Raw genomic sequence first — 12,911 nt, forward strand, 5'->3', positions numbered from 1 at the left:
CTGTTAAACTTGCTTGAAACGAAACGTTGTTTATTAGACGTAGTTCATGAATCAGATTACGAAAGTATAAAAGAACTGTATTTAAATGTAGAAGTGAGGAAATATCTCGGTGGTCCGCGGAAAGAGGCGACACTTAGGGATGTTGTCAATGATATGTTATCCCCAGAAGAAAGCTGTTGGTATTGGATTGTTAGGGACAGGAAGACGAAAACATTCATGGGGGTAGTCTCGCTCGATCCAAATGATGTGAACCAAGATATTGAAGTATCCTATCAATTATTACCGATGTATTGGAGAGTTGGCTATGCAACGGAAGTTGTTCAAGAAGTACTTCGTTATGCTTTTCATGAATTACAACTTCCAAAAGTAATCGCAGTAACACAAATGGCTAATATACCTTCACGTAAACTTTTAGAACGGTTACGTATGAAGCTAATTCAAAAGTATTATCGATTTGGGGCAGAGCAAGCTGTCTATTCTATCGAAGCAACAGAAACAATTTTGCTAGATTAATAAAATCCCACCTGCAGAAGGTGGGATTCTTTATTTTAACTTCGCAAGACGATCTTCTAACTGACCACGCCAAATATCAGCTAGTTCTGGAACAGCAAGAATTTTTTCAAGGCCATCTCTATCTTTTCTATTATGGAAATAGATTTCGTTAGAGAAAAGAACAGAAACATTGCTTGGATGACGTTCTAGTAATGTCATTTTAGAATCTTTACGCACGGTACCTTCTTGAAGAACACGGCATAAGTAGCCAGTATATCCGGTTGCTACAATGCGCGGCAGTATGCCAGGAATACCGAGGCGTTTTGAAATCGTGCTACAAGGTACTCTTGCTTGTGTGACTTGAATAATTGCTTCGCCTAGTTCATATGTATCTCCGATGCAAACATCACGCTCTAACATATTTGTTACGGTAATGTTTTCGCCAAATGTGGAAGCGGGGAGCGTAGTTTGAAATTCTTCTTCCCATAGTGCGTAATGTTCATATGGGTATACACAAACAGCGCGATCAGGTCCCCCGTGATGTTTTAAATCTGCTACGTCATCACCAAGGAATCCGTCTTTTGAGAGAAAGGCCTCTTCTGTAGGATCTTTACATATACCTGTTATCATTTCTTTATCTTCGCCATATTTCATTTGTTTCGGTTTACCAGTGCTAAAGTGAACGAGTTCAATTTCCATCTTTGATCTCCTTTACAATTGATTACAATATTATATCATTTCCAAAATAAAAGCACAGAGAATGATAAAAACTCTGTGCTTTACATTAATAAACGAGAAATCCTGCTTTATCTAAAGCCTCGCAAGCAGCATCTAATTTTTCTTTAGAATCTGCTTCAATTGTATGTAAGTGAATACCATCTGTAAGTTGCGATAGATAGGAAGCATTTGTGTTTTCGATTTTTTGTAAATATTGCTCTACATCAAAGCGATTACTTACCATGATGGATGCTGTTAAGTCGCCGTATACAGGATGCTCAACTTTTACGTCTTTAATCGTAACGCCGTGATCAACAAGCATTGTAAGTTCTTGACGTACTTCTGCTGGTTTATGCTGGCATACGATTACACGTTCAAAAGCTTGTTGTTTCTCTTGTGGTTTTAAATATAAATAGCCTTGAGCAGTTGCAATAATTGGTTCGTTTCTTGCTTTAAGCAAGGAAATATCTTGTACGATAACTTGTCTACTTACGTTCGTCTTTTTTGATAGTTCATTCCCTGATAACGGTTCGTTTGCAGCAAGAAGCCACTGAAGGATAAGCTGTCGTCTTTCTTCACCTAAAATCTTTTTTTGTTCATTTTGTTTCATTATGATTTAACACCTCTATAAAATTGATTTCCAATTGTGTGTAGTGCATGAATAGTAGTATCAATTTGATCTTTCGTTGTTTGCTGTCCGAAAGAGAAGCGAACATATTGTTTTGCCTCTTCATACGTTTTTCCAATTGCAAGCATTGTTTTCGAAGGGTCTTGTTTGCCGACTTGGCATGCACTGCCAGTGGAAATGGCAATACCGCGGCGATTACATTCTAGCATTGTATATTGACCTTCTATTCCTTTTATTGTAACCCCAATAATATGTGGTAAACAAGAAGTAGAATGACCTTCTACTTCAATTTCTAGCGGAAGTGTTCGTAATTGTTCTAAAAAGTAGGTTCGTAACTCTTTGAAACGTAAATTCTCTTCCATATGATTTTTTAATATGTTCTCAGCTGCTGTTAAAAAAGCGGCGATTCCGGGAACGTTCACTGTACCAGGGCGAAATCCTTTTTCGTGAGAAGTACCTGGGAATATTTGTTTCCAGCGAACTTGCGGATTTATGTAGCAAGCGCCGACACCTTTTGGCCCGTATATTTTATGTGCTGAAACAGACAGACTATCAATCCCCATCTCAAAAACATGGATAGGGAGTTTGCCAAACGTTTGCACACAATCTGTATGAAATAAAACATTATATTTTTTTAAAAGTGGCCCAATCTCTGCTATGTTTTGAACGGTTCCGATTTCAGAGTTTCCGTGCTGTATACTTGCTAGAACAGTATCTTCTGTAATAGCAGCTTCTAAATCTACTAAACGAATGATTCCGCGTTTATCAACAGGAATTTCAGTGATTGTATAGCCTTGTAATTGTAAAGATTGAAAATAACTTCGAATGGATGCATGTTCCATAGGTGTCGTAATAATATGTTTCTTGTTTCTAGCATTTAGAAGTGATTGAATCGCAAGATAGTTAGATTCTGAACCGCCGCTTGTAAAAAATACTCCTTGTTCTTTTCCTCCAATCATTTCTGCAAAGGTTTTTCTGCAAACTTGTAATAAAGAAGAGGCTGTCCCTCCAATATCATGTAAACTTTGTTCATTTCCAAAGTATTGCGATGCTGCTTTCATATATGTTTGTAACGCTTCTTCGCTCATAGGTGTAGTAGCTGCATAGTCAAGATATATCATCATGTAAATTCCTCTCTCTAGTAAGAGTTACATTCCTTGTATTTTTTATAGTAGTGAAAATAAGAATTATAAAAAAACTCTTGTCATTATTTTAAAACTATGTAAATATAGGTGTCAAGACAGTTGAAAAGTGTAAAGTAGGAGGCAACAATTATGCCAAGTGCAGATGTCTTAATTATTGGAAGTGGCGTTGCGGCACTTCGTGTTGCAAAAGAGATTTGTCACGAAAAGAATGTGATTATTATCACAAAGAAGACGGAACGTAATAATAATACACATTTAGCCCAAGGTGGAATTGCGGCAGCGGTTGCTACATATGACAATCCAAATGATCATTTTGAAGATACGTTAGTAGCAGGATGTCATTATAACAATGAAGATATGGTCCGTTATTTAGTCGAGGAAGGACCGAAAGAAATAAATACTCTCATTGAAGATGGAATGAAATTTGATGGAGATGAAACAGGCCCACATCTTGGAAAAGAAGGCGCGCACCGAAAGCGCCGTATTTTACATGTGGGCGGCGATGCAACAGGAAAGAATTTATTAGAGCATCTTATTCAAGAAATAGCCCCGTACGTTACGGTAGTGGAACAAGAAATGGTGCTCGATTTTATTATAGAAAATGAAAAATGTGTTGGAGTTCTAGCGCGAAATAATGAAGGGGAATTAAAACGTTATACTGCTGATTATACCGTATTAACAACAGGAGGAATTGGTGGTTTATACGCTTTTACTTCTAATGATGAGACAATTACAGGCGATGGGCTTGCAATGGTGTACAGAGCGGGCGGAGAGCTCGTAGATTTAGAGTTTGTCCAATTTCATCCAACAATGTTATACGCGAGCGGGCGTTGCTGTGGCCTCGTCTCTGAAGCTGTCCGCGGTGAAGGAGCTGTCCTTATAAATGGAAAAGGGCAGCGTTTTATGATGGATATACACCCTGATTATGATCTCGCGCCGCGTGATGTGGTGGCAAGAGCAATTCATGAACAGCTTTTGGCGGGTGAAAAAGTATATTTGAATATCGAGTCTATCCAAAATTTCGAAGAACGATTTCCGACTGTATCATCATTGTGCAAAAAGAATGGTGTCGATATAAATGAAAAACGTATTCCGATCGTACCCGGCGCTCATTTTCATATGGGCGGCGTGAAAACGAACTGTGATGGGGAGACGTCCATTCCAAATTTATATGCGGTCGGTGAAGTAGCCTGTAATGGTGTTCATGGAGCAAATAGGTTAGCAAGTAATTCATTATTAGAAGGTCTTGTGTTTGGAAGAAGAATAGGACAACATATTTTAACTAAAGCGACAAAAGAAAGATTGAACACCCTAGCGGAGAAGGAAGATAAGTTTATTGTTCTGAATCATTTGCCGGCGAAAGAAGAAATACAAGAATGCATGATGAAATATGTTGGGATTGTACGAACAGAGCAAAGTTTATCTTATGCAAGGAGATGGCTTAGTAAGTATGGTGTTCGCAATATGATATTGCAACATAATGCTCTTACAAATGAAGAGATAACGCTTATAAATATGTTAACGGTTTGTGAGCTCATAGTCATTTCAGCTCTGCAAAGAGAAGAAAGTCTTGGTGGACATTATCGAAGTGATTATCCAGGGAAAAATAGCGTAAAAAAAGAAATCGTTCGAGTGAAAAGAAAACTACAACTTGTGTGATGAGGGGAAGAGGGGCTTTATGAACACGATAAAAGTGAAAGAAGCATTAAATCGATTTTTTCTAGAAGATATAGGAGAAAGAGATGTAACATCTCAGCTTATTTTTCCAGACAATTTACTTTCAAAAGGAACGTTTCTGGCGAAGGATACAGGGGTCTTTGCGGGACGTTTAGTAATTGAAGCAGGATTTAAATTAATTGATGAGAGAATTGAAGTGGAGCTTCATAAAAAAGATGGGGATCTTGTAGAAAAAGGCGAAATAATCGCAACTGTGCAAGGACCAATCGCATCGTTATTAACGGCAGAGCGCGTTATATTAAACGTTATCCAGCGTATGAGTGGGATAGCGACGATGACACATAAAGCTGTTCTTGCTTTAGATAGCAGCCATACACGCATTTGTGATACGCGAAAAACGATGCCAGGGCTACGTATGTTTGATAAGTATGCAGTTGTATGCGGAGGTGGATTTAACCATCGTTTCGGTTTATATGATGGTGTCATGATTAAAGACAATCATATTGCTTTTGCTGGTTCTATTACGAAAGCCGTTACATCGGTGAAAGAAAAATTAGGACATATGGTGAAAGTGGAAGTGGAAACAGAAACGGAGGGGCAAGTGAGAGAAGCTGTAGCTGCTGGTGCGGATATTATTATGTTCGATAATCGTACGCCAGATGAGATTCGGGAGTTTTCAAAGATTGTGCCAAGCGCCATCGTTACGGAAGCTTCAGGAGGAATTACAGTTGAAGATTTATCGGGATACGGAAAAACAGGGGTAGATTATATTTCACTTGGAGCGTTAACGCATTCAGTGAAAGCACTTGATATTAGTTTCAATATTGAAGAGTAAGGAACGTGGCTTAGAGGGGGAGAACGGTATATGAGTATTTTAGAAAAAGTACAGCCAATTGAAACGATGTTACCAGAGCGTTATTACACGATGTCAACGGAAGATATGGAAAAGCGCGTTCGCGAAATTAAAGAAAAAATGGGAGAAACGTTATTTATTCCGGGGCATCATTATCAAAAAGATGAAGTTGTACAATTTTCAGATGCAGCAGGGGATTCGCTGCAGCTTGCGCAAGTTGCAGCAAGTAATAAAGAGGCGAAATATATTGTATTTTGTGGCGTTCACTTTATGGCAGAAACAGCAGACATGTTAACGACAGATGAACAAATTGTTATCTTACCAGATATGCGTGCAGGTTGTTCAATGGCAGATATGGCAGATATTGAACAAACGGAAAGAGCATGGAAAGAGCTAACGAAATTATTTGGAGATACGATGATTCCGTTAACGTATGTAAACTCTACAGCTGCAATTAAAGCATTTTGTGGTCGTAACGGAGGAGCAACAGTAACGTCTTCAAATGCAAAACAAATGGTATCTTGGGCGTTTACACAAAAAGAACGTCTCGTTTTTTTGCCAGACCAACATTTAGGGAGAAATACAGCGTACGATTTAGGTATCCCGTTAGATAAAATGGCAGTATGGGACCCGCATACAGATTCATTAGAGTATGATGGAGATATAGAAGAAATTCAAGTGATTTTATGGAAAGGTCATTGCTCTGTTCATCAAAACTTTACAGTGAAAAATATTGAGAGTGTACGAAAAAATCATCCGGATATGAACATTATTGTACATCCGGAATGTAGCTATGAAGTTGTAGCAGATTCAGATTATGCAGGCTCGACGAAATATATTATTGATATGATTGAATCGGCTCCATCTGGAAGTAAATGGGCAATTGGTACAGAAATGAATTTGGTGAATCGAATTATTCAACAACATCCAGATAAAGAAATCGTTTCACTTAATCCCTTTATGTGTCCGTGTTTAACGATGAACCGAATTGATTTACCGCATTTATTATGGGTACTTGAAACGATAGAAAGAGGAGAAGAAATTAACGTTATTACCGTAGATAAACAGGTGACAGAAGAGGCGGTTCTTGCATTAAATCGTATGTTAGAGCGCGTGTGAAGCAGCGGGATTCCCGTTGCTTTTTTCATACATATAATCATAACGAGAACGAAATGGGCATACATTGTTTTGAAGAAATCATTGTGATTTTCTTATGCTTATTCCACTTCGAACTATATTGAAAATAGAAGAAGTGATAAAAGTGAAGAGAAGTTAACGTGAAAGTGTTACTTCATGAGATTTGTTACTTATAGATAAGTTATACAGGAGGGGGAAAATTTGAAAATTCATATCGTGCAAAAAGGGGATACCCTTTGGAAAATTGCGAAAAAGTACGGAGTGGATTTTGACACGTTGAAAAAAACAAATACACAACTTAGTAATCCAGATTTAATCATGCCAGGTATGAAAATTAAAGTACCATCAAACAGCGTCCACGTGAAACAACATGCTGGATCAGGTTCAGCACCTCCAAAACAATACGTAAAAGAAGTGCAACAAAAAGAATTTGCAGCAACACCAACTCCGCTTGGAATAGAGGATGAGGAAGAAGTTACGTATCAATCGGCACCAATTACACAGCAGCCTGCTATGCAACAAACACAAAAAGAAGTGCAAGTAAAGCCCCAGAAGGAAATGCAAGTGAAGCCGCAAAAAGAAGTACAGGTACAACCGCAAAAAGAACAGCCGATTCAAAAAGAACAGCCGATTCAAAAAGAACAGCCGATTCAAAAAGAACAGCCGATTCAAAAAGAACAGCCGATTCAAAAAGAACAACCAGTTGAAAAACCGTCTGTCATTCAAAAACCACCTGTTATAGAAAAACAAAAACCGGCGGAAAAAGAAAATACGAAGTTTTCGGTAAATGTATTACCACAGCCGCCGCAACCACCAATAAAACAGAAAAAAGAGTATAAAATTTCAGACGTAATAAAAAAAGGAAGCGAGTTAATTGCTCCGCAGATTACGAAAATGAAACCTAATAACATCATTTCTCCGCAAGCGAAAAAAGATAACATCGTGTCACCACAAGTGAAGAAAGAAAATATAGGAAATATCGTATCACCGCAAGTGAAGAAAGAAAATATAGGAAATATCGTATCACCACAAGTGAAGAAAGAAAATATAGGGAATATCATATCACCACAAGTGAAGAAAGAAAATATAGGGAATATCATATCACCACAAGTGAAGAAAGAAAATGTAGGGAATATCGTATCACCACAAATGAAGAAAGAAAATGTAGGAAATATCGTATCACCACAAGTGAAGAAAGAAAATGTAGGAAATATCGTATCACCACAAGTGAAGAAAGAAAATGTAGGGAATATCGTATCACCACAAGTGAAGAAAGAAAATATAGGGAATATTGTGTCACCAAACGTATCGAAAGAAAATGTAGTTATTCCACAAGTAATACCACCAAATATTCTAGTGCCAAATATGATGCCGATTATGGATAACAATCAGCCACCAAATATGATGCCGATTATGGATAACAATCAGCCACCAAATATGATGCCAATCATGGATAATAATCAGCCACCAAATATGATGCCAATTATGGATAACAATCAAATGCCAAATATGATGCCAATTATGGATAACAATCAGCCGCCAAATATGATGCCAATTATGGATAACAATCAGCCGCCAAATATGATGCCAATTATGGATAACAATCAAATGCCAAACATAATGCCGATTATGGATAACAATCAAATGCCAAATATGATGCCAATTATGGATAACAACCAAATGCCAAACATGATGCCAATTATGGATAACAACCAAATGCCAAACATGATGCCGGTTATAGATAACAATCAAATGCCAAATATGATGCCAATTATGGATAACAACCAAATGCCAAACATGATGCCGATTATGGATAACAATCAGCCACCGAACATGATGCCGTATCAAATGCCATATCAACAGCCTATGATGCCACCGAATCCGTATTATCAACAACAAAATCCGTACTATAATATGCCGTATCAACAAGGAGCACCATTTGGGCCACAATATACGTCTATGCCAAATCCAAATATGATGCCAATGGATAATAATATGCCACCGCTCGTGCAAGGTGAAGAAGACTGTGGATGCGGAGGAGAGAGTAGATTGTATAGTCCGCAACCTGGAGGACCACAATATGCGAATCCTTTGTATTATCAACCAACTCAGTCAGCCTATGCGCCGCAGCCAGGGACGATGTATTACCAACCAGAGCCACCAAATGTATTTGGCGAGCCAGTTTCAGAAGAAGAGGACGAAGAGGAAGTTTAAAAAAGGTGGGAGTATTCCCGCCTTTTTTGTATTCATGTTAATTAAGAACAATGAATGTTTGCATGAAGTGTTAGAAAATTCCTAGTGAAATATTAACAGTGTAAAAACATCCTCTGTTACTCATCATAAGAGGGAGCTTTTCAGAAGAGAAGTTCATTCTAACAGAGGGGGTTTTTGTATTGAATACGAAAGTAAAAGTGATTGCTGCTTCTTTGTTAGTTACCAGTGCATTAGCTGCATGTGGTACACCAAAAGATAACAACGCAATGGATGGACGTAATTACAATTATGAGCATACATCTTATAATGATACACACCAGTATCGCGATAATGTAACGCGTAACAATCAATATACAGATTATGTAACATATAAGAATGGTCGTAACGATACAGGATATAATTATTACCGCGATGTAAATTATAACGGGCAAATTGCGAATCCGAATCCGACTCGTAATATTACAATGAACAATTCATATGTTAACAACGATGGTAAAACTGCAGAAAAAATTACAAATCGTGTGAAACGTATGGATAACGTAGATCGAGTATCTACAGTTGTATATGGAAACGATGTAGCGATTGCGGTAAAACCACGTAATCCAGTGACAAATGAAACAACAATGGCGAACGAAATTCGCCAAGCGGTTGCAAATGAAGTTGGAAACAGAAACGTATACGTTTCTGTAAGAAATGACATGTTTACTCGTGTCGATGCAATGAGTACACGTCTACGTAACGGTACAGTTACAAACGACTTTAATCGTGACATAGCGAATATGTTCCGAGATATTCGTTACGGTTTAACTGGTACAGTGCGATAGCAAAACAAAAGAGGAGGGGGTAGCCCTTCCTCTTTATTCATCGTTGTCTTGTAAACGACGTTTTTTAATAAAATAACTAACGGAGTAAGAAACTAAAAAGCATATGAAAAGAATACTACCTGTTAAAATAGCTTCAAACAGAGGTCTTTCTGGACTGAAAATAATATAAATAATAGCCATAACGATTCCTACAATAAGGGAGCGGAAGACAAGTTTATAATAAGGAGTTAACTTTATTTCCTTTTCACTTTCTTCTACATCGATTGAAACACTTAACTGTAAATAGCTAAGTACAATACTTGTAAGAATAAATAATAACCATAATGGAGATTTCGTAATTTGATCCATTCCTTCAGTGAATCCGATATAACCCAAAATACCTATTATACCAATGGATTGAAAAAGAAAAGCGATACGTATATTTTTTAATGTTTGAAGAATGAGACGTTCATCCTTTATTTTTTTCACAATACACATCCCCTGTTTATTATGATTTCGCTGTTATATTTATTGTAACATATATATTGCATTTATCAATTTATAATTTACATAAAAAATTGTATGAAAGAGGAAATAAAATATTTTTTATAAATATGTTGCACGTATACGTTATTAATGTTATATTAGCAAAGCGATGAGCTAATTTACGTAAGACGAGAGATATGCTTAAGTGCTAAACACGCGAATGTGGTCGCCTGGTCTCTCGCCGTAAACGCATCAAGACGCCTGCTTTGCAGGCGTCTTTCATTTTATATGAATGTAAAGAGAAGACTGGAGTAATCCAAGCTTCTCTTTTTTGTTGGTTTTAAAGTCAGAAAATATTGAACTCTATAAGTTTTAATAGGAGCAATCTATGAATTAGGGATAAAACCCTCATTTCCGGAAAAGCTACAAATGAAAGTTTGATCTTGCCTAAAAGAGGTGAACGGAAATGAAATGGATACTGATTGCAGTACAAGCTTTCGTTATGCTGTTTTGTTTAGTTTATGAGACGAGTGCGAGGGCGGAAGGGCCAGTACCAGAAGTAACAGAGAAAGACCCTCAAGTTACAATTTTATTAGAGCGTATGTATGTTGATGGAGAAGTAAGTGAAGAAATATTTACAGAAAAAGTAGCGGATTTAGAAAAGTTTTTACAGCAATATAAAGAGTGGCAACTTGTTGATCGTGATGATGTACAAATTGTATTACAAAAGAAAGTTGATGATATTTCTCCTTTATTGAAAACGAGTGGTTATTTTGGTGTTTCAGAGGAAGGGATATTACAAATTTTCAAAGGTGTGCCGAAAAGTGATAATGCGATTCATTCCTTCTTTCAAATTGATATGAAAAAGCTTGAGAGTTATGAGCGTGCGAAATTGAAACGTGGTATTCGTATTAAATCAAAAGAAGGTTTTGTGAAGACAATTGAAAAAATGAAGCAATATGCAGTGCAAAGTAAGAAAAAAAGCAGCTCATGGTGAGCTGCTTTTTCTTATTTATTTTTATCTAAAATTTGTTTTGCGATCTCATCAATTAGCATATCTTTTCCGATTGGATTGAATGCTTGTGTATTGAAGACTTCGTTTGATACTTCATATACGTGATTGCTTTTTACTGCTTTATTATCTTTCCAAACGGCACTGTTTTTATAGTCTTCGTACACTTTATCAGCTTCTCCGCCGAAGTTTACAATAAACATTTGGTCAGGTTGGAATGCAACAAGACCTTCTAGTGATACTTGTGCCATCGTTTGTTTTAAATCTGTACCTTTTGTTGCTGGAAGTTTTAAGTCGTTAAAGAGGATATCACCATATCCGAAGCTACCGTATACACGGAAGTTTTGTGGTGTAACTGCAACGAACATAAAGTTTTCATCTTTTGTTTTTTCTTTAATTTTTTTAGATAAAGAGTCTGCTTTTTTATCGTAGTCTGCAATCCATTTGTCAGCTTCCTTCTCTTCGTCAAATAGCTTGCCTACTTCTTTAAACTTACCGCGCCAGTCTTCTAAGTTCGTTTCTAGAACAACTGTCGGTGCTACTTTTTCTAGTTGATCATAAATTTTTAATTGACGATTGTTTAAAATAATTAAGTCTGGTTTTAAAGCCGTAACAGCTTCTAAATCAACTTTAGGTGCCCAGTACCAGCCAACTGCTTTTACTCCGTCTAACTTTTCTGTTAAATGATTTTGGATTTTATCTTTATACGTATTTGCCGTACCAACAGGTTTGTGTCCAAGAAGTAACAAGTCTTCTGTTGATCCCGATAGGTCTACAATTCTCTTTGGATTTACTGGAATTGTAGCTTCTCCTTTAGCGTGTTTGACAACTTTTGTTTTCGGTTGTTCTTTTGCTTTTGTTTCTTCTTTTTGGGAAGAACAGCCAACAATAGAAAGAACAACTAACATAATAGTAAATAAAATAAATAGCTTGCGTTTCATCCTAATGTAACCCCTTTAATTAATATTGATAATCATTATCGATTACTGTATATTAAGGGGCTTTATACTTTCTGTCAATGGAAAATAACAGAAGTTTTAACTGGAGAACATTTGTTGGGGCAGTCTCGCTTTTCTATCGTTAAATATGTTAAAATGGAATACATGATTTAAGAGGGAGAGATCGTATTTTGTTTGAATATGTTACAGGTCACGTGGAATATGTAGGACCGGAATATGTCGTAATTGACCATAATGGAATTGGTTATCAAATTTTTACACCAAATCCGTATGTATTTCAAAGAAGTAAGCAAGAAATCCGTGTCTATACATATCATTATGTGAGAGAAGATATTATGGCACTTTACGGGTTTAAAACACGTGAAGAGCGTTTATTATTTACAAAGTTGTTAGGTGTGTCTGGTATTGGACCAAAAGGTGCTCTTGCCATTTTAGCTTCTGGTCAAACCGGACAGGTTGTGCAAGCGATAGAACATGAAGATGAGAAGTTTTTAGTGAAGTTCCCAGGTGTCGGGAAGAAAACAGCGCGCCAAATGATTTTAGATTTAAAAGGAAAATTAGCAGATGTCGTGCCAGATGCATTTGTTGATTTATTCTCAGAGGAAGAACGTTTTGATGAGAAGAAAGGTTCTTCAGTTGAGCTTGATGAGGCGTTGGAAGCTCTGCGCGCACTTGGATACGCAGAACGAGAAGTTTCTCGTGTTGTACCAGAGTTATTAAAAGAATCATTAACGACGGATCAGTATATTAAAAAGGCACTTAGTCTTTTACTAAATGGTAAGAGGTGA

12 protein-coding genes and 1 pseudogene are annotated in these 12,911 nt (G+C 37.0%); 8 read left to right on the plus strand and 5 right to left on the minus strand.

What is annotated here, in order from left to right; translation table 11 throughout:
* Positions 1-9 precede the first annotated feature (9 nt).
* Positions 10-513, plus strand: coding sequence for a GNAT family N-acetyltransferase (locus ACQKNI_RS24105; protein WP_088230844.1), 504 nt, complete (start codon positions 10-12; stop codon positions 511-513).
* 30 nt (positions 514-543) lie between these two features.
* On the opposite strand, the gene ACQKNI_RS24110 is transcribed toward ACQKNI_RS24105, so the two are convergent.
* The 3 genes from ACQKNI_RS24110 to ACQKNI_RS24120 all read right to left on the minus strand — a co-directional run bounded on the left by ACQKNI_RS24110 (position 544) and on the right by ACQKNI_RS24120 (position 2,961).
* Positions 544-1,191 (minus strand): MOSC domain-containing protein, encoded by a 648-nt coding sequence (locus ACQKNI_RS24110; RefSeq protein ID WP_088230688.1) that lies wholly within the window; start codon positions 1,189-1,191, stop codon positions 544-546.
* A gap of 85 nt (positions 1,192-1,276) precedes the next feature.
* Positions 1,277-1,819 carry a transcription repressor NadR gene (locus ACQKNI_RS24115; protein ID WP_000812272.1) on the minus strand — a complete coding sequence of 181 codons (543 nt, stop codon included), beginning with the start codon at positions 1,817-1,819 and terminating at the stop codon, positions 1,277-1,279.
* Positions 1,819-2,961: an IscS subfamily cysteine desulfurase gene (locus ACQKNI_RS24120; RefSeq protein WP_098253402.1), complete on the minus strand. Its 1,143-nt coding sequence runs from the start codon at positions 2,959-2,961 to the stop codon at positions 1,819-1,821. Before ACQKNI_RS24120 ends, ACQKNI_RS24115 begins: the two co-directional genes overlap by 1 nt.
* A gap of 150 nt (positions 2,962-3,111) precedes the next feature.
* On the opposite strand from ACQKNI_RS24120, the gene nadB reads away from it, so the two are divergent.
* From nadB to ACQKNI_RS24145, 5 genes and pseudogenes are all read left to right on the plus strand, one after another.
* On the plus strand, positions 3,112-4,641 hold the full coding sequence (gene nadB, locus ACQKNI_RS24125; RefSeq protein WP_088230686.1) for an L-aspartate oxidase: 1,530 nt from the start codon (positions 3,112-3,114) through the stop codon (positions 4,639-4,641).
* 19 nt (positions 4,642-4,660) lie between these two features.
* On the plus strand, positions 4,661-5,494 hold the full coding sequence (gene nadC / locus ACQKNI_RS24130; protein ID WP_088230685.1) for a carboxylating nicotinate-nucleotide diphosphorylase: 834 nt from the start codon (positions 4,661-4,663) through the stop codon (positions 5,492-5,494).
* 30 nt (positions 5,495-5,524) lie between these two features.
* The gene (nadA, locus tag ACQKNI_RS24135; RefSeq protein WP_088230684.1) at positions 5,525-6,631 is read left to right on the plus strand and encodes a quinolinate synthase NadA; all 1,107 of its coding nucleotides are present in this window, start codon (positions 5,525-5,527) and stop codon (positions 6,629-6,631) included.
* A gap of 219 nt (positions 6,632-6,850) precedes the next feature.
* Positions 6,851-7,007: pseudogene (safA, locus tag ACQKNI_RS24140) on the plus strand (SafA/ExsA family spore coat assembly protein); the annotation flags it as partial.
* 2,035 nt (positions 7,008-9,042) lie between these two features.
* Positions 9,043-9,687 carry a YhcN/YlaJ family sporulation lipoprotein gene (locus tag ACQKNI_RS24145; protein ID WP_088230682.1) on the plus strand — a complete coding sequence of 215 codons (645 nt, stop codon included), beginning with the start codon at positions 9,043-9,045 and terminating at the stop codon, positions 9,685-9,687.
* Between the two features lie 33 nt (positions 9,688-9,720).
* Here ACQKNI_RS24145 and ACQKNI_RS24150 read toward each other — a convergent pair whose 3' ends face one another.
* Positions 9,721-10,155, minus strand: a complete 435-nt coding sequence (locus tag ACQKNI_RS24150; RefSeq protein WP_140417357.1) for a branched-chain amino acid ABC transporter substrate-binding protein — start codon at positions 10,153-10,155, stop codon at positions 9,721-9,723.
* A gap of 463 nt (positions 10,156-10,618) precedes the next feature.
* Here ACQKNI_RS24150 and ACQKNI_RS24155 point away from each other — a divergent pair, with 463 nt between their 5' ends.
* Positions 10,619-11,149 (plus strand): BofC C-terminal domain-containing protein, encoded by a 531-nt coding sequence (locus tag ACQKNI_RS24155; RefSeq protein WP_088230680.1) that lies wholly within the window; start codon positions 10,619-10,621, stop codon positions 11,147-11,149.
* A gap of 11 nt (positions 11,150-11,160) precedes the next feature.
* Here ACQKNI_RS24155 and ACQKNI_RS24160 read toward each other — a convergent pair whose 3' ends face one another.
* The gene (locus tag ACQKNI_RS24160; protein WP_088230679.1) at positions 11,161-12,105 is read right to left on the minus strand and encodes an iron-hydroxamate ABC transporter substrate-binding protein; all 945 of its coding nucleotides are present in this window, start codon (positions 12,103-12,105) and stop codon (positions 11,161-11,163) included.
* A 188-nt stretch (positions 12,106-12,293) separates the two neighbouring features.
* Here ACQKNI_RS24160 and ruvA point away from each other — a divergent pair, with 188 nt between their 5' ends.
* Entirely contained in the window at positions 12,294-12,911 is a 618-nt protein-coding gene (ruvA, locus tag ACQKNI_RS24165) for a Holliday junction DNA helicase RuvA (RefSeq protein ID WP_088230678.1), read from the plus strand.

The organism is Bacillus sp. NPDC094064, from assembly GCF_050279585.1.
Taxonomy (GTDB): Bacteria; Bacillota; Bacilli; order Bacillales; family Bacillaceae_G; genus Bacillus_A.